This window comes from Brucella sp. RRSP16, assembly GCF_052246815.1.
In the GTDB taxonomy this organism is placed as follows: Bacteria; Pseudomonadota; Alphaproteobacteria; order Rhizobiales; family Rhizobiaceae; genus Brucella; species Brucella intermedia.
Genome location: NZ_JBQQAM010000004.1, coordinates 159,716 through 179,936, shown reverse-complemented (window position 1 = coordinate 179,936; position 20,221 = coordinate 159,716). Strand labels below are relative to the sequence as shown.

The window sequence follows — 20,221 nt, the reverse complement described above, 5'->3', positions numbered from 1 at the left end:
CAAAGCATGGACTTGCCATCCCGGACAGCCGCAGGGAAAGCTTTTTCAAATTTTGGGGAACGTGAAACAGATTCAAGTTCCGCAATTGCAGCTGATTTTGAATCATCCTGCCGTTTGGCTATGCCGATTGCGCCAGAGTTCTCCAGCCTTGTCGAAGAACAGCGTATAGCTTTCATTGTCGGCGGATGCTGCCGTCATCATCCCCATGGCAGCGGTGGCAACGATTGTATTTTCTGCGCGCTTGTCCACGGCCGCACCGGACCAGACGCCATACCAGTATTCAAATGAGCTGAAGTTCGAATGCTTGTCTCCGCTCTCTCTGGATAGTGTGGGAAGCAGCAGATCTATTTCACGACCGTCCAGAAGTCTGTGGACGGTATGGGCCCTGTGTGGAACCAGTTCCGCAACATCGCGGCTGGTCGAAACAACCGAGATCGACGGCAAGCCAAGAAGCGCACCTGCATCGCGATGCAATTTGCGATATGCGGGTTGGGTAACCCCAAGGAAAGATGCCTTGAGGTTCATCGGATTAAGCAGATGAACGAGGCTGTTCATCGATGAACGCGACTCGAACAGGGGATAGAGCGCCATCAGCGCATGGATCTGAGGAGCGAAACCGGCCATAGGCATGAAGCATATGCCATGTGCTCTCAATGCATCTTTCGCCAGAGAGTGTGATGTCGCGATCGGAAGATTGATAGCTTCGGCAGCGATCTCAAGCTTGCCCGATATCTCGCCGGTACCGCAGTTTCCGTGCAGGACAACCGGAAAGCCAGCCCGGGCGACCAGCAATGCCGAAAGCATGAACCACGGTGATTGCATGGAATTGGGCGACAGATAGGCTGGCCAATCCAGTGCAGGCATATTCAGTTCGGCGTCGGCTGAGTAAATTCTTCTTGCCGCCCGCGCCATGCCAGCCAGTTCCGGTGCAGTTTCTCCACGGTAGTGAATAAGCCGTAGTAATGCACTGATCTGCATCGGATCGGCATTCCCTGTGAAAATCGTCGTGAAAGCATCCTCGGCTTCGGACATTTCCAGCGGGCGGGTGTGCCCGGCTTTTCGCCCTACCACAGCGATATATTTTGCAAGCCTCCTGATTGGATCATTTTCGCCCTGGATGTCCGCGAACTGCGCCGCAAGCTGTTCCGGCGTGGGGTGGTTTTCAAGCTCGACCACCTTACGGATACCGAGCGGCGGCGGTGCGACGATGGCGCTTCGGTTCCAGCCATGATGGCCGGTGCAACTGGATTTCGGCACTTCGGCGAGATCCAAATTGAGGAGTGCTTCAGCTTCATTCGCAAGGCGTCGCAAACGCGCACGCAACGCTTCGGCTTTCGGCGTAGCCACCATGTTACGTCCCGAGCGAACCAGAATGGGGTCGTTAAACTTCTCGCGGATCTGGCCAAGCAGCCGACTCATCGCCGCAATGCTCAACCCCATCTGCTTTGCAGCGCCGCCAACACTGCCCTCCACAAGAAGTGCATCAAGAGCGATCAGCAGGCGTAATTGTCCCAAGCGAAGGCTTTCGTTCTCACCTTTCGCCGTTTGCTGCTGCGTTTTCGCTTCCTTGCCCGACATCACTTTTGTGCCCGTTCATTTGCAGTTTTTGGAACTTAGAATGCTTATAAAACATGACGATTGACGTCACCTTATCGCCATACATAAGGAGACTTGAAAACTCAACTTTAAACGGTGACGAAAATGACGAGCTTGTTTCGGGGATTGTGGGCCGATGGTACACAAAACAGGCGTATGGCTGGCAAACCGCTCGTGTACCGGGCGATCCTTGCGGGCACGTGTCTTTCCACAGCGCTGCTTTTGAGCGAAGCGGTTGCGAACGCGCAAACCGCGACCAAGGCCAAAGAAGAAGCATCTTCCGACGCGAGCGCCAAGAAAAAGGCAGCGGAAGCAGCCGTCGAGACGGGTGCTGACGGAGCCGTCAAACTCAAACAAATCGTTGTCACGGCGACCGGGTTCGAACAGAACATCACCGACGCGCCCGCAAGTATCACCGTGATTCCCGGAGAAGAGCTGGAAAAAGGCGTCTATCGCGATCTGACGGACGCTCTAAAAGATGTGCAAGGCGTAGCTGTAACCGGTCCCGCGGCTGAAAAGGACATCTTCATTCGCGGTCTTCCCGGCTCTTACACGCTGCTTCTGGTAGACGGCAAACGGCAGAGCACCCGCGACGCCCGCACCAACGGCAATTCCGGTTTCGAACAGAGCTTCCTGCCACCGGCGAACGCCATTGAACGGATCGAAGTCATTCGCGGCCCGATGTCCTCGCTTTACGGATCGGACGCCATGGGCGGTGTTATCAACGTGATCACCAAAAAGGTGTCGGACACGTGGAGCGGCTCTTTCTCGGTCGACGGCACGGTACAGCAGCACTCCAAATTCGGAAACTCATTGCAAGGCTCCTACTATATGACCGGGCCGCTGGTTCCCAATCTTGTAGGCGTTCAGCTCTGGGGGCGTGGTCTCAAGCGGCAGGAAGACAATATCGTCAGCGGCACGCCTGAGCAGAAGGATATCGACATCACGGGACGTGTCACGATCACGCCGAATGAAGATCACGATATCATGCTCGAATTGGGAAAGACGCGCCTTCGCCGCGACTCCACCGTTGGCAATACGGCAGCGTCGGGTTCGGACTCCTACAACTACAATGATCGCGATCATTGGTCTATCAGCCACACCGGCCGCTGGGGTCCGACAACATCGGAGTTCTCGTTCCAGCAGGAATGGGCGGAGCGCACCAATTTCAACTGGGACAAGAAGACGAAGAGCTATGTCGAGAATCTACGTTCTCCGCACATCCGCAACTCTGTGCTCGATGGCAAGTTCACGACGCCGTTTGAATTCTACGGAAATCACACCCTGGTAACAGGTGGGCAGTTCATGCAATCGGTGCTCACCGATCAAAACCCGGGACGCCGCACCGGTCTGGACGAGGAATTCAGTGTCCGCCAGTGGGCGCTCTTTGCCGAAGACGAATGGTGGATCACCCCGGACTTCGCCCTGACGGGTGGCCTGCGCATGGATGACCATGAGATTTATGGATCGCATTTCAGCCCGCGCGGCTATGCCGTCTGGCACGCAACTGAACAGTTGACGTTCAAGGGCGGCATCTCCACAGGTTTCCGCGCACCAGAACTGCGCACTATCGCCCCGGGATACGCTTATACGACGGGCGGGGCGGGATGCTCATACGGTCCTAACGGCACCTGTGGCGTGATCATCGGCGATCCGGACCTGCAGCCAGAAAAGAGCACGAGCTATGAAGCGAGTGTTCTCTGGGACAATCAGTCCGGCCTTCGTCTGGGCGCAACGTATTTCTACACGGATTTCAAGGACAAGATCAGCAATGCATTGATCACGGATGCGAACGGTGATCCTGTTCGCTGGAGCGAAGATCCCAATTATCGCCTCTGGTACAGCTTCAATATCGATGAAGCCGTGATGCAGGGTGTGGAACTCACCTTCAACTGGGAAGCAACCGACACGATCACCTTACGCGGTAACTATACCTACACCGACTCCGAACAGCAGACGGGTGATTACAAGGGCTTGCCTCTGGCACGCACGCCGAAGCACATGGCGAGCCTGCGTGCGGACTGGATAACGCCGGTTGAAGGCCTGAGCGCATGGGCAGCCGGTAACTACCACGGCGAAGAAACCAATGCGGGCGCGCGTATCGGAACAGCCGGCGAACCGGTTTACAGAAACGGCAAGGTGGTCGCCCGTAAATACAAGCCCTATGCGACCTTCGATATTGGCGGGTCTTATGACTTCAGCGAGAATGTCACCTTGAATGCCGCCGTTTACAACATCTTCGACAAGAAGGTGGACGTGGATGACTTCAATTCAGTCGTCGATGGGCGTCGTCTCTGGGTCGGAATGACTTCCCGCTTCTAGGATTGCAAGCCAAGACGCCTGCCCCAACGGCTGGCGCCTTCCACTGATGGGATGCTCCTATGAGCGTAGTGACGATGATCGTAAAATGGGTGTGCCTGACAATGACGGGGATACTTACCGCTTCAACCGTGCAAGCTGCCGAGCCTGTCACTTCGTCGTTTGACATGGAGGCCAATGGCATTGCCTATCGTATATTCACTGCTGCCCCCAAAGGTGCGGCACCCGAAGGCGGTTACCCGGTTATATACATGATTGACGGCAATCGCACGTTGCCGATTGCTGCAAAACGTATGGCGGAAAACCCAGCATTGAAAGCTGTCGTTGTCGGCATCGGCTACCCCACCGACAATCCGGAAGAAATTGTCCGGCTGAGATATTTCGACCTCACCCCTCCCACGCGCGATGATCTGATCCCGGTTCACTTCAATGTACCGAAGACAGGAGGACGAGAGGCCTTCTTCAACTTCATCGAAAATCAGGCGAAGCCTGAGATCGAAAAGCGTTTCAACATCGACAAAGACCGGCAGGCTTTGTTCGGGCACTCTCTGGGCGGGTTGTTTACACTATATGCCCTGTTCAACCACCCGGCTTCCTTCCAGAGTTATAGTGCAGCAGACCCATCGATCTGGTGGAATGACCGCTCAATTTTGAAAGATAAGGATCAGTTCGTCACGAGTTCCAAGGATAGCCCTCGCCCCATCCGCTTGCTTATAGAAACCTCGGGCAAACGTGGTAACCGGCCTGGCCAGACGAAGCAGGATGATGACCGGTTGAAGAAACTGCGCGGCGGGCCCTCTGGTGCGGATATCTTCAAGGAGCTTTCTGAACTGCCGCAAATGGATGCAGCATTCCGTCGTTTTGAAAATGAGAGCCACGGATCAATGATACCGTTAACGGTAGAAGACAGCCTCGATTTCATCCTGCTCGGAAAAGCTCCCATCGTCAAAAACAACTGAATTTTACCTCTCCGTCTTTGACGGCGAAGATACTTGACTATAAAGCACAGGATTGATGAAAGGATCGAACACCATGCTGAATATCGCTCAACAGGTTTCCCGCTTGTGTGGTGCCGCTGTCGTGGCACTTGGCGTCGCTGCATCTGCAAATGCCGCGGATTTGACCGTCAAGCATGCCCAAGGTGAAACAGCGGTTCCAGCCTCACCGACAAAAGTACTGGTTTTCGATCTTGGCACCCTCGACAATCTTGACCGTCTCGGCGTCAAAGTAACCGGCGTTCCCAGCGGCATATCGTTTCCTGAATATATGAAGAAATATCAGGGCGATGAATACGTAAAGATCGGCACATTGTTCGAGCCTGATTATGAGGCCGTCAACGCGGCAGAGCCTGATCTCATCATCGTGGCAGGCCGTTCAGCCGCCAAATACGGTGAACTTTCGAAAATCGCACCTACGATTGATCTCACCACCAACGCGAAAAACTTTATCGTCGACACTGAAGCCAATGTGGAAAAGCTTGGCCAGATTTTCGGAAAGGAAGCAAAAGCAAAGGCTGAAGTCGAAAAGCTTGATGCTGCGCTTGCTGCCCTGAAGGAAAAGGCTGCCAATAAGGGTACAGGGCTTCTTATCCTCACATCCGGCGGAAAGATCAGCGCCTATGGTCCTGGTTCGCGCTTCGGAGTCCTTCACGAGAGCTTCGGCGTCAAGCCGGCAGCGCCAGACCTTTCCACTGGCAACCATGGCCAGCCTGCCAGTTCGGAATTCATCCTGGAAACCAATCCGGACTGGTTGTTCGTCATTGACCGCGATGCGGCGATTGGTCGGGAAGGCAATTCGGCCAAGCAGGTTCTCGACAACGACCTCGTGCGCCAGACCAATGCCTGGAAGAAGGATCAGGTCGTCTATCTGAACGCTCAGAACTGGTATCTCGTCGGAGGCGGCCTCGGTGCGCTTCACGGCACGGTTGATCAGCTTTCGCAGGCTTTCGACAAGGCAAAGTGACAGCTTTCCAAACCCAATTCGATCGGGCCGCCATCGGTGGCCCGAATTCGTAATCAGGCAATAGAACAGGAAATGCGTGTGAAGGGACTTGCAGCAGCCGTTATCGTTGTTGCCGTACTGGCTGTCATAAGCCTGTTCATCGGCGTCAGCGAGGTATCGCTGAGTACGCTTTTTGGGGCAGGAAGCACAGACCGTGCCACTGAAGTTCTGCTCATCAGCCGCATTCCGCGCACTCTTGCTATCATTCTGGCGGGCATGTCCATGGCCGTTTCGGGAATGATCATGCAAATGCTGACCCGAAACCGCTTCGTTGAACCGTCAACGGCTGGCACAGTGGAATCCGCGGGTCTCGGCATTCTTCTGGTTATACTGTTCGCACCGGAGACGCCGGTTATTGGCAAAATGCTGGTTGCATCCGTCACAGCGCTTGCTGGAACAGCCCTGTTCCTTCGTATTCTTCGTACAATTCCATTGCGTTCCGTTCTTGTCGTGCCCTTGGTCGGCATCATGCTTGGTGGTGTTGTCAACGCGATCACCACCTTCATTGCTTATCGCTTTGACCTCCTGCAATCGCTCAATTCCTGGACGACCGGCGACTTCTCCGGCGTTCTTCGCGGGCGCTACGAATTGCTCTGGTTCGCGTTCAGCCTGACTGTCATCGCCTATATCGCCGCCGACCGCTTTACGGTCGCGGGACTAGGCGAGGATTTCACCACCAACCTTGGGCTCAACTACCGCCGCGTGGTCACACTTGGCCTAATCATCGTCTCGATGGTCAGTGCATCGGTCGTCGTGACGGTTGGCATGATACCTTTCCTGGGGCTTATCGTTCCCAATGTCGTCAGCATGTTCATGGGTGACAATATGCGGCGCGCGGTGCCATGGGTTGCGGTGCTCGGCGCAGGGCTCGTTCTTGCCTGCGACATCGTCGGACGGTTGGTCCGCTTCCCCTACGAAATCCCGATCGGAACGATGATGGGTGTCGTAGGGAGCGTCCTGTTCCTCTACCTTCTGTTGCGGCGAGGTTCACGCCTTGCTTAAGCGCCCCACCCTGAACCTCACGCTGCTTTGCCTGCTCACGTTGCTTACAGTCGCCGCATTCATGACTGTCGGCGCAAAAGGAAGCTGGTCCTTTATCCTGTCCTTCCGCGGTACCAAACTTGCAGCCATGTTACTGGTTGCTTATTCGATTGCAGTTTCGACGGTCTTGTTCCAGACGGTCACGAACAACCGCATCCTGACGCCCTCGATCATGGGCTTCGATGCGCTCTATATCCTGATCCAGACCGTGGTGGTCTTCTTCTTCGGCGCTGTCCATATGGACTGGCTCGGACCGAACATTCGATTTCTCGCAGAAACCGCCATCATGGTGGTTTTCGCCGGGACGCTCTATTACTGGCTTTTCTCGGGCGCCACACGCAGCCTGCATCTCGTTATGCTCGTCGGCATTGTCTGCGGTGTGTTTTTCCGCAGCATTTCCAACCTGATGCAGCGGATGCTCGATCCAAATCTTTTCGCCGTCCTGCAAGACCGGTTTTTCGCAAGCTTCAACACCATCAACAGCGACATTCTGATAATGTCGGCCGTTATCGTTGTTGCAGTTTCGCTCTACGGCCTGCGCTTTATTCACGTCTTTGACGTGCTGTCTCTCGGGCGCGACGCCGCGATCAATCTTGGCGTCGATCACCAGCGGATCGTGCGCAAGATCCTGTTCATGGTCACGGTGCTGGTTTCCGTTTCCACCGCACTGGTCGGGCCCATTACCTTCTTCGGCCTGCTGGTGGCCAACCTGGCCTACATGATTGCAGGTTCGGCAAAGCACCGAATTATACTGCCGGTAGCGGCCCTGCTTGCAGTCTTCTGCCTCGTGGGCGGACAGACCATTCTTGAACGTGTCTTCTCATTCAATTCCGCACTCAGCGTCATTATCGAGTTTCTGGGCGGCCTAGTCTTCATCATCCTTCTCGTCAGGGGGCACGCGCGTTGATAGAAATCAGCCAAGTCAGCAAATCCTACAATGGCACCCCGGTTGTGGATGATGTGTCCCTGAAACTGCCAGCACGCGGCATAACCTCGATCATCGGTCCGAACGGTGCGGGAAAATCTACCCTACTCTCCATGATGAGCCGTCTCCTGCCTATGGACAAAGGGCGGGTTACCGTAGACGGACTCGACGTTTCGACCACATTGGGTGACGTGCTGGCAAAACGGCTGTCGATACTGCGGCAGGAGAACGCAATCAATTCCCGCCTGACCGTGCGTGATCTCGTAACTTTCGGCCGTTATCCCTATTCCAAGGGTCGCCCGAATAATGAGGATCGCAAACATGTCGAACAGGCCATCGGCTATCTCGGCCTTGACGATTTAAGCGGACGTTTTCTGGATGAGCTTTCCGGCGGGCAGCGCCAACGCGCCTTCGTGGCGATGGTTCTCTGCCAGGACACGGACTACGTGCTGTTGGATGAACCGCTCAACAATCTCGACATGAAGCATTCGGCTTCAATGATGAAGCTGCTGCGCCGGGCGGCGGATGAACTTGGAAAAACGGTCGTTCTGGTTCTGCACGACATCAATTTCGCCTCATGCTACTCCGACCATATCGTTGCCATGCGCCACGGCAAGGTCGTCCATCAGGGAAACCCGGACGAACTCATTCATCCGGAAATCCTCGAAGACATTTACGAGATGGAGATTGCCGTCGAAATCATCGGCGGGAAGCGTATCGGCGTTTATTATCTTTAAAGCGCCGATCTGATCCAATCGGATCGAAACGCGCTCTAAGCAACCGCGCTGGACGGAAACAGTGCCTGCAAGGCATCGTATGATGCCAGAACCGTTTCCATTTGCGCGGTATGTCCTTTGACGAACGCATCCCCATAAATCGTTTCATCAGGATATTCGGTAATCAGCGTCAGCGGCACGGTGTGTCGATCATCCACACCGACAAGGCATGGGAAACCGTTGATAATGCGGAAACCCGTTTCACCGGCATGTTGCTCGAAAAGCCTGATCTGGGCGTTGTTATACGCAACCAGCCCGTCGATAGCCGCCAGATGCTTCGTTACCCGGTCTATCAGTTCCTCCGCTTGCCGCTCCCATGAAGCGTGATGACGGATGATGAGGAAAAAGCCCTTTGGCAGGGTCCACATGGCAAAAGAACGCGGCACATAACCCGATAGCGGGCGCGTCCATTCATGCGACGGATAGCCGTGCAGATTGACATGCAGTTTTGCGCCTGTGAGCTTTTCCGCCTCAACGCGGATAGCCTTTTCGTAAAGCCCCTCGCCTTTGCGATACTCCAGATCGTCACCGAGCGCCGTATAGCGGGCAGCATGATGCATATGATGCGGTTGCAAGGCGCAAAGCCGTTTGTGGATTTCGTATCCGTCGGGGTTTTCCTGCGGTGAAATCGTGAAATGGGCGCTTTCACGCGAGATCAGCCGGTTGGCCGCACGCAGTGCGCCGACGACACCCGTGGTCTCGTTGGCATGTTGACCTGCGCTGATCATCATCGCCGCGTCGCTGCCCTGGATATAGGTCGCGCGAACGCTCCGACCTGCACGGCTTTTTGCCTCAAAGGGCAGGCCACCTAGCGCGATAATCTCACGCTTGATCTGATCTGCGGAAAGTGGCGCCTGAGCCTCTCCCAGCACCTGTTCAGCGGTCACTGCATCAGCTGTGGCAAGCGGACGTGTTTCGACCCTGACTGAAGGAGCCGCATCGTGAAAGCGGACTTCCGGTACGATCTGGCCCGGTTGCAAACCACGATCCCCGACCGGACGGCCGGACTTTTTCTGGAAAACTTCGAGCAGCGAGAAATAGATATCCTCGTGCATGGCTTCGGTGAGGCTGAGCCTTTCCTCATCGTAAGGCAGGCGGCGGTCGGTGATCGGTAGGCTGACTGCAATATTCAGTTCGTCAAAATAGGGTTCGCCATGCTTCCAGTCATGCGCGGCGATAGCCGAGATCGTATCGTGGAACAGCTTTTCGTATGATGTTTCAAAGCGTTCGCTATCAGTTCTGCCATGATGCGTGATGGACAGCCAGCCAGTCGGCGAAACCAGCGTTTCGCCGATGAAATCCTCGTGCACGCGGTTTGGAGCAAAAACCCGGTGGTTCTCGCTGTTACCATCGGCAAAAAGCAGATCAACTTCATAGTGAAAGTCGTCTTTCCCAGAAGCGGCGAAAGTGACATCCACCCCCGGCAGCAGCGCGGACAACGGATAAGTCTCCAGGAGAAAGCGGTTCTGCACGCAGGCGTCATGACGAGGATAGCGGATCGCAGCCGACCTCAGCGTGACGCTATCCACCTCTTCAAGAAAGAAGTGAAGGAGTGGTTTGTAGGCAGAACGGAATCGTGCCTCGACACCTGCTTCACGCAGCTTCATTTCGGCGGCAAAGCGGCTCGGCTGGTCGTCGAACAACCAGGCTTCCATCTTCGCGCCGCGCATTTCCGGTTTCATAAAACGTTCGACAAGCGCGTGAACGGTGCGGGGATAGGTTTTCTCAAAAAGCACGCTCATCGTGAAGTCCTGCCTGTTGGATCGAGGCTATCGCGCAGCCAGTCTCCAAGGAGATTGAGGCCTAGCACAGTGAACAGAATGGCGAGACCCGGAAATATGCTCACCCACCAGGCGGTTTGGAGATAAGTACGCCCGTCGGCCAACATGCCGCCCCAACTCGGGATAGTCGGATCAACACCGAGGCCAAGGAAGGTCAAGCTCGATTCCAGCAGGATGTTGTTTGCGACATTGAGAGTCATGAGCACGATCACCGGACCGAGCAAGTTCGGTAGCAAGTGCTGGAAAATGATGCGCCAATCCTTCACGCCGATAGCGCGGGCCGACAGGATGAATTCCCGCTCGCGTAGCGATAGTACCGAGCCCCGCACAAGTCGCGCATATTGCACACATTGCGAGACGATCAGCAGAATGATGGTGTTGAATAACCCGCCGCCCAGAATGGCCATGACCGTAATGGCGAGCAGGATAAACGGCATAGCCAACTGCACATCGACAAAGCGCATCAGCGCCATATCCCAGAAGCCGCGATAATAACCGGCGACAAGGCCCATGACCGTGCCGATGACAACGGAGCCGATCACCGAAACAAAACCGACAAACAGCGAAACCTTGCCGCCGGTGACGACACGCGCCAGCACATCACGGCCCAGCGGATCGGTCCCGAAAATATGTGCCGGATTGACAAATGGCGGCGTCAGGCGCGCCAGAAGATCGATCTTGTTAGCGCCACCGGGAAAGAGATAGCCCGAGAAAACCACAGCCAGACAAATACAGCCGGTGAGCACGACACCGACGATGAACTCAAGGCTCGCAAAACGCGAAAACAGAACGGATGAAGTCTTGGTCGCCATCGGTCCTACTCCGTGCGAATACGCGGATCGACAAGCCCGTAGGCGATGTCCACGAGAAGATTGACGCCGATGATCAGCATGGAAAGGATCGCGATAGTGGCCTGCAGAACGGGATAATCGCGCCCTGCCACGGCGTCAAAGGCGAGTGTGCCCATGCCTGGCCAGTTGAACACCCGCTCGACTACCACGATGCCGCCGAGAAGGCCGCCGAACTGAAGGCCGAGATAAGTGATCAGCGGGATCGCGCAATTGCGTAGCGCGTGCTTGTAGAGAACCTTGTTCTCGCTCAATCCCTTGGCCCGTGCCACCATGATATATTGCGATTGCAACGTTTCCAGCATCGACGTGCGCACGAGACGGACATTCGTTGCCGTCAGGATGATACCCATTGTGAGCGCCGGCATGATGAAGCTCGCAACGCCGCTCATGCCGCTTGGCGGCAGCCACTGCAGTGAGATGCCGAAAAGCAGCACCAGCATGGTCGCCAGCCAGAAATTAGGAAAGGAAAGGCCCACCAGCGAGCAAATGCGGATCAACTGGTCGGCCCATTTTCCGCGGGACACGGCCGCCTTGATCCCAAGCGGGACGGAAATCACGATGGAAACGAACAGTGAAGCGAAAGCAAGCATCAGCGTAGCAGGTAAGGCGCCAGCCACCAGCGTCGATACGGGTGTACCGCCGAGGAAACTGCGCCCCAGATCCATCGTGAACAGGCCCTTCAGGAACTGCCAGTATTGAACGAAGAACGGCTGGTTGAGACCAAGACCTTCGCGGATGCGTGCAAGATCGGCTTCGGTGATACTGCCCGCACCTTGCGTCAGCATCAATGCCGGATCGCCCGTCAGGCGGACCGCGAAAGCGACAAGCAGCGTCATCGCGACGAGCACAAATAACGCCTGCAAAATTCGTTTAATCAGAAATCCGGCCACCAGTGCGCCTCCGCAATGCTGCGGCAAGCCGGACATATCCGGCTCGCCGTATTGTCATTCTTGCTTACTCAACGGTAACGTCCGTCAACCGCAGACGGCTGTCGGGAACCGGAACGAAGTTCTTCACGCGCTTGTTGACGCCGAAGATCGCCTTGAGGTTATAGAGCGGCATTTCGAGTGCGCGGTCGGCTGCGTAATGCGCGATTTCCTGCAGGAGCTTTTCACGCTCCCCACGGTCAAGAACCGAACGCTGTGCTTCGAGCATCTTGTCCAGCTTTTCGTCCTTGTCGTAGGGATTCCACTTCTCGCCGGAATGATACATCGAATAGGCAGTGTTGTCGTAGTCGAAGGTCCAACCGCCCCAGGACTGCTGGAACATGGCACCCGTCTTGCCCTGCGGGATGATGTCGTTCAAAAGGACGTTGGTATCGTAAGGCTTGATGGTTGCGTTGATACCAACCATTTGCAGGAAACTCGCAACTGCCTGCGCCACTTCATTGAAGCTTGCCTCCTGCCCGCGCACATCGATCTGCACGGTTGCGCCGGGTTGAACGCCCGCTTCTTCGAGAAGCTTCTTCGCACCTTCCGGATCGTAAGGCAGCGGCTTCATATTCGGATCGAAGCCGAAGGATAACGAGCCCTGAAAGCTGGCAATCGCTTCCGCCTGACCTGCCAGAATGGACTGAATGATCGCATCGCGATCCACCGCCATAATCAGCGCCTTGCGCACGCGTTCGTCTTTGGTGATGCCGTCAGCGGTATTGAAGCGCAAGGCATAAACCGTAGGCCCAGAAGCGGTGACCAGCTCCAGTTTTGGGTCGCCCTGAATTGTCGGGATCATTCCAATTGGAATGGTTGGCGGGATAACCAGATCGACGCGACCGGCCTGAAGTTCGGCAACGGCGGTCGAAGGCTCGGTTATGAAGCGATATTCGAGTTCCGAAAGCTTCGGCGCACCACCCCAATGGTCTGCGAAAGCCTCAAGCTTGATGTTTACCTTCGGCTCATATGAGACGAACTTGAACGGCCCGGTCCCCACCGGGTGCATATTGAAATAATCGTCGCCCTTTTCCTGAATGTACTTTGGCGGAACAATCATGCCGCCGTAACCGGCCAGCTTGGTGATAAGAACCGGATCGGGCGCCTTCAGATGAAAATCGACGGTTTTTTCGTCGATCACTTCCACCTTTTCGATTGCAATATAGTTGGAACGCTGAGGACCTTTCGCTCCTTCATCGCCCAACAGACGCTCGAAGGTGAATTTGACGGCGTCCGCATTAAAAGGCTCACCGTTCTGGAACTTGACGTTCTCGCGGAGATGGAAGCGAATGCGCTTGCCCTTGTCCAGTTCTTCCCACGAAGTCGCGAGTGCCGGGACAATCTTGAGGTCCGGTCCACGATAGACAAGGCCATCGAAAATATTGGTGGCGACAGAAGCCCAATTGACGAGGAAAGTGTCGATCGGGTCCCAACTGCCCGGGTCCTGCGGGGACGAAATGGTGAGCTTTCCGGCAGCGAACGCCGGAGCAGATGCAAACACAGCCGTCGACAATGCGGAAGCCATGAAAACGGCTTTGAGTGTTTTCCTTATCATTGTTTTCCCCTTTGGGTTTCGTTAAGCTTTTATGGTTCAGGCAGTTTCAGCTACAAAATGCCCGGCTGCGACCTCGCGATGTTTATAAATCGCCGGTTTGTCGTCGATCAGGCGGGTCGTGCTTGGAATTTCACCTTCCAGCGCAGGTCGCTTGGTCCGCGCAGTCGGATCGGCAATCGGCACAGCCGACAGAAGCCGCTTCGTGTAAGAATGTGATGGGGTTTCGAAAACCTGCTGGCGCGAACCAAGCTCCATGATCTGGCCGAGATAGAGAACCGCGACCCGATGGCTCATCTTCTCGACCACCGCCATGTCATGACTGATGAAGAGATAGGCCAGATCGTGCTCTTTCTGCAGGTCCATGAACAGATTGATGACCTGCGCCTGAATGGAGACATCCAGCGCTGAAAGCGCTTCGTCGGCAATGATGAGCTTCGGCCTGGAAGCAAGCGCACGCGCAATGCAAACGCGTTGACGCTGACCGCCCGAAAACTCATGCGGATAGCGCCTGGCGTGTTCCGGGCCAAGACCGACACGCTCCAGCAACTCCGCAACGCGCGCATTGATCGCCTTGTCATTATCGAGAAGGCCATGCGTACGGATGGGTTCGGCAATGGAAAAGCCGATCGTCTTGCGTGGGTCGAGCGATGCGAACGGATCCTGAAAGATATATTGGACTTCACGGCGCATTGCATAGCGTTCGGCCGCGCTCATTGCCGAATATGCCTTGCCGTTGAAGCGAATATCCCCGGACAATGGTGTCTGAAGTTGCTGGATTGTGCGCCCTATGGTCGACTTGCCCGAACCGGATTCACCAACCAGCGCCAGTGTCTCGCCCGGATAGATATCGAAGGCGACATTCGATACCGCGTTGCAGACATGCGTGATCTTGCCGAACAGGTTCTTCTTGATCGGGAAGCGCACATAGAGATCGTCAACAGAGAGGAGAGGCTTGCTATCGTAGCGCGCAGTGTCCTGATTGCGCTCCTCCCCTGCCACCACCGGCACACCGTCGCGCATGGTCATGACCGGCATTCGCTTGGGAAAGGCTTCGCCCGTCATGCTGCCAAGTTTCGGCACCGCCGACAGCAGCGTTTTGGTATAGGCATGCTGCGGCTTTGAGAAAATCTGTCCGACTGGACCTTCCTCTACCTTTTTACCCTTCCACATCACGATGACATCGTCGGCCATTTCCGCCACCACACCCATGTCATGCGTGATGAAAATTACCGCCATTTCAAGCTCTTGCTGCAACTCCCTGATAATGTGCAGTATCTGGGCCTGAATGGTCACATCGAGAGCGGTCGTCGGCTCGTCGGCAATCAACAATTTCGGGCGGCAGGCGAGCGCCATGGCGATCATGACACGCTGACGCATACCGCCGGAGAGTTGGTGCGGATAGCGCTTCAACAGTCCTTCCGCATCCGGAAGCCGCACCATTTCGAGAAGTCGCTTGCCTTCTGCAAGCGCCGCCTGCTGGGTCATGCCCTCGTGCAGCATCAGAACTTCGGATATCTGGTTGCCGATAGTGAAAACCGGGTTTAGCGAAGTCATCGGCTCCTGGAAGATCATGGCGATCTCCTTGCCGCGAATGCTTCGCATCGTCTTCTGGTCAGCCTTGAGCAGATCGCGCTCGCCCAACATAATTCGACCTGAGGGGAACTTCGCGCCGCTCATATCGGCAAGCCGCATGATGGAAAGCGACGTAATCGACTTGCCTGAACCGGATTCCCCCACCACAGCCAACGTCCGACCGGGATGGACCGAAAAGCTCAAATCGTCAACGACACGGCTTGCCCCAAATTCGACACTGAGGCCATCGACGGTCAGCAAAGGCTTTGAAACTGGCTCACTCAATTCGGTTCCGCTCAAACTCTGACCCTCTTAAAGTGTGATGGCAGACCGCGTGGCCTGATTGAATGCGCCGGACATGAATCGCAAAAGGGCCGCCACCTCCGAAAGCGTTTCTTCCGAAGGTCGTGCATTGGAAGTGGAATCGACCAGAAGACGCTCCCGAATCTGCGCATAACGCGCACAAGCTTCGGCCCCCTTGGCGGTGATCTTTACCGTTTTTTCCTTGGCAGCCTTGCCGGTGGTCAGCAAGCCGGCACTTTCAAGCTTGCGAATGGCATAAGTTGCAATGTGCGTGTCTTCAATATCGAGAACGAGGCAGATATCGGCCAGTTTCTTTTCGCGATCCCGATGGCGGATCGAGTGGAGAATAAGCACTTCGATAGGGGAAAGACCCGGCAATCCTGCCGCAGCCATGCAACGTACCATCCAACGGGAAAACGCATGAGACGCGAGAATAAGGCCATACTCGACCTCGGACATGCCGGGTGAACCGCCTTCAGCGAGATGGGCGGATGAAACGATGGGGCCAATCGAAGCAACAGGACGCAGATGCTTGGGCAGCGCAACTTCCTCGAAACTCGCTTCCCGAATCTCGGTGGAGAACGTCGCAGTTACTTCACCGTCCCTTTTCTTCCCCATTCTTGCTGCTCCCTCATTTATGTGTATTTTATGTCACCATCTTATCGACATTTTGTCAATAAAGTGGGACTATGAAATTCTGAAAAGATGTCAAAATGCACCAGTTGCATTGGATGAGGGAGCCGATAATGAGCGGAACGGGACGTGGAGTATGGGATTTCTGGATCGACCGCGGCGGCACATTTACCGACGTTATCGGGCGCGATCCACAGGGCCAGCTTCATGCGCGCAAGGTTCTCTCCGAAAACCCGTCTGCCTATAAGGATGCTGCCGTCCAGGGCATTCGCCTACATCTGGGCCTGAAAGCCGGCGATCCGGTCCCCGCCGGAATCATCGGAGAAGTCCGTATGGGCACGACAGTCGCCACCAATGCGCTGCTGGAGCGCAAGGGCGAGCGGCTGGCGCTGGTGACCACCAGAGGCTTTCGCGATGCGCTGCGCATCGGCTATCAGGAACGCAAGAACATCTTTGCAACCGAGATCATCAAGCCGGAGGCGCTCTACGAAAAGGTGATCGAACTGAATGAGCGCGTACAGGCTGACGGGACAATTGAAACGGCGCTAGATCCCGCCGAAGCCGAAAGCGCACTGGTCGCACTGAAAGAACAGGGCTACAAATCCATCGCCATCGCCCTCATGCATGCTTATAAGTTCCCCGCGCATGAGGCTGAAATTGCTCGCATTGCGCGCGACCTTGGCTTTGAGCAGGTCTCTGTCAGCCATGAAGTTTCGCCGCTGATCAAGCTGGTCGGACGGGGCGACACCACCGTCGTTGATGCATATCTGTCACCCGTTCTCCGCCGCTACGTTGCACAGGTATCAAACGAACTGGATGTCGAGCGCACCGGCGCGCGCGTCATGTTCATGATGTCGTCGGGCGGCCTTACGGCGGCGGATCTCTTTCAGGGCAAGGACGCCATCCTCTCCGGTCCGGCGGGCGGTGTCGTCGGTCTCGCCCGCACCGGCGAAACGGCCGGTTTCCCGAAAGTCATCGGCTTCGACATGGGCGGCACTTCTACAGACGTGGCCCATTTCGACGGCGAATATGAACGTGCTTTCGAGACGGAAGTGGCTGGTGTTCGTGTTCGCGCACCCATGATGCTGATCCACACGGTTGCCGCTGGCGGTGGCTCGATCCTGCATTACGACGCCGGGCGCTTCCGTGTCGGTCCGGATTCGGCAGGCGCCAACCCGGGCCCGGCCTGCTATCGTAATGGCGGACCTCTCGCAGTCACCGACGCCAACGTCATGCTTGGCAAGCTGCTGCCGGAATTTTTCCCGGCGATCTTTGGCCCTGAACAGAACCAGCCTCTAGACGTTGAGCGGGTGCGCGAACTCTTCACCGCGCTCGCTGCCGAAATCGGTGACGGTCGTTCGCCTGAAGCAGTGGCGGACGGTTTTATCCGAATTGCGGTGGCCAATATGGTTGAGGCCATCAAGAAAATCTCAGTCCAGCGCGGATACGATGTGACGCGCTATGCCCTCAACTGCTTTGGTGGAGCTGGGGGCCAGCATGCGTGTCTCGTGGCGGACGCGCTCGGCATGAAAAGTATCCTTCTTCATCCGATGTCGGGGCTCCTGTCAGCGTATGGCATGGGCCTTGCTGATATTCGCGCCACGCGCCAAAAAGCGCTTGGCGTCCCACTCGATATCGACGCTCCAAAAGCGTTGAAGGAGCTAGGCGAAGAACTTGCGCAGGAATGCGTTGCCGAACTCACTATACAAGGCATCGAAGCAGATGCCATTGAACGACATCTGCGCGCTCACATCCGCTATGCAGGCACCGATACGGTCCTCTCCGTTGAAGCCACCTTCCCCGAAGAGGACAGCGCCGACCGTCTTCGCGCCGAGTTTGAAGCCGCGCATAAGCGCCGTTTCGGCTTCATTGCGGAAAACAAGGCTCTCGTTATCGATGCTGTCGAAGTAGAAGCCGTTGGCGGCGGCGCGGGTGAAACCGAAAGCGCGCAATCACTTGAGAGCGATCTGGAAGCCGCAACAGCCGAGCGGACACGCTTCTTCTCGCAAGGCGAATTGCACGATGCGGGCGTTGTCTTGCGCGAACAGATGCAGCGCGGCCAGACTGTTACCGGCCCGGCGATCATTATCGAGAAGAACCAGACAATCGTCATCGAAGACGGATGGCAGGCGCGTCTGAGCGCCCATGACCACGTGGTGCTGACACGTATCAAGGCGCTTCCCGCCCGTACGGCCATCGGCACTGAAGCCGATCCCGTCATGCTTGAGATTTTCAACAATCTCTTCATGTCCATCGCCGAACAGATGGGCGTGACGCTTCAGAACACTGCCTATTCGGTCAATATCAAGGAGCGTCTCGACTTCTCCTGCGCTGTTTTCGATGCTGCAGGCAATCTCGTTGCAAATGCGCCTCATATGCCGGTGCACCTGGGCTCCATGGACGCATCGGTTGCCACCGCCATTCGCGAAAACAGCGAGATCAAGCCCGGTGATGTATTCCTCATCAACGCCCCATATAATGGCGGCACTCACCTTCCCGACCTCACCGTCTGCACGCCGGTCTTCGACGATGACAATCGTGTAATCCGGTTTTGGGTCGCAAGCCGTGGACATCACGCGGATATTGGCGGCATCTCGCCGGGATCCATGTCGCCGCTTGCGGTCAATATCGAGCAGGAAGGCGTCTATATCGACAATTTCAAGCTGGTGGCCCGGGGTACGTTCCGGGAAGATGCACTGGCTGATCTGTTGACCGGCGCAACCTATCCTGTCCGCAACCTGACCCAGAACGTCAACGATTTGAAGGCGCAGATAGCAGCCAACGAAAAGGGTGTTGCCGAGCTGAAAAAGATGATCGGGCTTTTCGGCGAGGATGTCGTGAAGGCTTACATGGGCCATGTTCAGGACAATGCTGCCGAGAGCGTGCGCCGAGTGCTGGACAAGCTGCCGGATGGCCATTTCACCTATGAAATGGATCAGGGTTGCAAGATCGAAGTGCGAGTTACGATCGACAAGGAAAAGCGTGAAGCGACTGTCGATTTCACTGGCACGTCCGAACAGCGTTCCGACAATTTCAACGCACCACAACCTGTTACCCGTGCGGCTGTGCTCTATGTGTTCCGCGTGCTGGTCGAAGGCGACATTCCGATGAATGCGGGTTGCCTGCGCCCGATCAAGATTATCGTGCCGGAAGGCTCCATGCTTTCACCACGCTATCCGGCAGCGGTCGTGGCCGGAAATGTCGAGGTAAGTCAGGCTGTTACCAACTGTCTGTTTGGCGCGACCAGGGCGATGGCCGCAGCCCAAGGCACCATGAACAATCTGACATTCGGCAACGACGAATATCAATATTACGAAACCATCTGCTCGGGCGCACCAGCCGGCCCCGGCTTCAATGGCGCGGATGCGGTGCATACACATATGACCAATTCACGCCTGACCGACCCGGAAATTCTTGAAACCCGTTTTCCGGTATTGCTGGAAGATTTCCACATTCGGGAAGGATCGGGCGGCAAGGGCAAATGGAGCGCTGGCGACGGCACCAAGCGCACGATCCGGGCATTGAAGAGGCTGGAATTCGCCATTCTCTCCGGGCATCGCCGCGTGGCGCCCTTCGGCCTCGATGGCGGCGAGGCGGGACAAACCGGCCGTAACGAAGTGCGCCGCGGGGACGGTTCGGTTGAAGTGCTTGGCAATTGCGACCAGACCGTTCTGGAGGCAGGTGAAGCCTTCACCGTCGTCACACCGACCGGTGGCGGGTACGGAAAACCGGAATAATCCGACATTCTAAAGATTTCGCCGCCTTCAAGGCGGCGTTTTCATTTCGAGGCATACCTTAGCGAGCCAGAATCCCGACGATCAATGGAAGCGTCTTCCTGTTTCTCATCTGGACAAATACCCCAGATGGAATACAATTTCATCCTGTCGCTGATAATTAGAAATAAACTCTCAATTGAGGGACGTTGCGACCCGGTTTCGA

The 20,221-nt window shown here is 56.0% G+C and carries 14 protein-coding genes; 7 read left to right on the top strand and 7 right to left on the bottom strand.

The genetic code is table 11. The features are described from left to right. Positions 1-102: 102 nt before the first annotated feature. Positions 103-1,578, bottom strand: coding sequence for a glycosyl transferase family protein (locus ACS5UA_RS08280; protein WP_075041862.1), 1,476 nt, complete (start codon positions 1,576-1,578; stop codon positions 103-105). A 174-nt stretch (positions 1,579-1,752) separates the two neighbouring features. Here ACS5UA_RS08280 and ACS5UA_RS08275 point away from each other — a divergent pair, with 174 nt between their 5' ends. From ACS5UA_RS08275 to ACS5UA_RS08250, 6 genes are all read left to right on the top strand, one after another. Further along, complete coding sequence (locus ACS5UA_RS08275) at positions 1,753-3,918, top strand: TonB-dependent receptor domain-containing protein (protein ID WP_443101270.1); 2,166 nt, start codon at positions 1,753-1,755, stop codon at positions 3,916-3,918. Positions 3,919-3,977: 59 nt separating this feature from the next. After that, entirely contained in the window at positions 3,978-4,874 is an 897-nt protein-coding gene (locus ACS5UA_RS08270) for an alpha/beta hydrolase (protein WP_443101257.1), read from the top strand. A 55-nt stretch (positions 4,875-4,929) separates the two neighbouring features. Beyond that, the gene (locus ACS5UA_RS08265; RefSeq protein WP_006472647.1) at positions 4,930-5,877 is read left to right on the top strand and encodes a siderophore ABC transporter substrate-binding protein; all 948 of its coding nucleotides are present in this window, start codon (positions 4,930-4,932) and stop codon (positions 5,875-5,877) included. A 78-nt stretch (positions 5,878-5,955) separates the two neighbouring features. Further along, positions 5,956-6,918, top strand: coding sequence for an ABC transporter permease (locus ACS5UA_RS08260; RefSeq protein ID WP_006472648.1), 963 nt, complete (start codon positions 5,956-5,958; stop codon positions 6,916-6,918). Then, a complete protein-coding gene (locus ACS5UA_RS08255; protein WP_006472649.1) occupies positions 6,911-7,864 on the top strand; it encodes an iron chelate uptake ABC transporter family permease subunit in 954 nt (317 codons plus the stop codon). Before ACS5UA_RS08260 ends, ACS5UA_RS08255 begins: the two co-directional genes overlap by 8 nt. Next, complete coding sequence (locus tag ACS5UA_RS08250; protein ID WP_006472650.1) at positions 7,861-8,619, top strand: iron ABC transporter ATP-binding protein; 759 nt, start codon at positions 7,861-7,863, stop codon at positions 8,617-8,619. Before ACS5UA_RS08255 ends, ACS5UA_RS08250 begins: the two co-directional genes overlap by 4 nt. A gap of 35 nt (positions 8,620-8,654) precedes the next feature. On the opposite strand, the gene ACS5UA_RS08245 is transcribed toward ACS5UA_RS08250, so the two are convergent. The 6 genes from ACS5UA_RS08245 to ACS5UA_RS08220 form a co-directional block, all read right to left on the bottom strand. Next, positions 8,655-10,400: a M14 family metallopeptidase gene (locus tag ACS5UA_RS08245; RefSeq protein ID WP_006469053.1), complete on the bottom strand. Its 1,746-nt coding sequence runs from the start codon at positions 10,398-10,400 to the stop codon at positions 8,655-8,657. Beyond that, complete coding sequence (locus tag ACS5UA_RS08240; protein ID WP_006469054.1) at positions 10,397-11,251, bottom strand: ABC transporter permease; 855 nt, start codon at positions 11,249-11,251, stop codon at positions 10,397-10,399. The genes ACS5UA_RS08245 and ACS5UA_RS08240 overlap by 4 nt, the downstream gene beginning before the upstream one ends. A 5-nt stretch (positions 11,252-11,256) precedes the next feature. Next, positions 11,257-12,180, bottom strand: a complete 924-nt coding sequence (locus tag ACS5UA_RS08235) for an ABC transporter permease (RefSeq protein WP_031346976.1) — start codon at positions 12,178-12,180, stop codon at positions 11,257-11,259. Positions 12,181-12,244: 64 nt separating this feature from the next. Next, positions 12,245-13,774 (bottom strand): ABC transporter substrate-binding protein, encoded by a 1,530-nt coding sequence (locus ACS5UA_RS08230; RefSeq protein WP_006469056.1) that lies wholly within the window; start codon positions 13,772-13,774, stop codon positions 12,245-12,247. A 36-nt stretch (positions 13,775-13,810) separates the two neighbouring features. Then, a complete protein-coding gene (locus ACS5UA_RS08225) occupies positions 13,811-15,646 on the bottom strand; it encodes an ABC transporter ATP-binding protein (RefSeq protein WP_006469057.1) in 1,836 nt (611 codons plus the stop codon). A gap of 12 nt (positions 15,647-15,658) precedes the next feature. Beyond that, the gene (locus ACS5UA_RS08220; protein WP_006469058.1) at positions 15,659-16,267 is read right to left on the bottom strand and encodes a winged helix DNA-binding protein; all 609 of its coding nucleotides are present in this window, start codon (positions 16,265-16,267) and stop codon (positions 15,659-15,661) included. Between the two features lie 113 nt (positions 16,268-16,380). On the opposite strand from ACS5UA_RS08220, the gene ACS5UA_RS08215 reads away from it, so the two are divergent. Then, complete coding sequence (locus ACS5UA_RS08215) at positions 16,381-20,019, top strand: hydantoinase B/oxoprolinase family protein (RefSeq protein ID WP_170873262.1); 3,639 nt, start codon at positions 16,381-16,383, stop codon at positions 20,017-20,019. Positions 20,020-20,221: the final 202 nt, after the last annotated feature.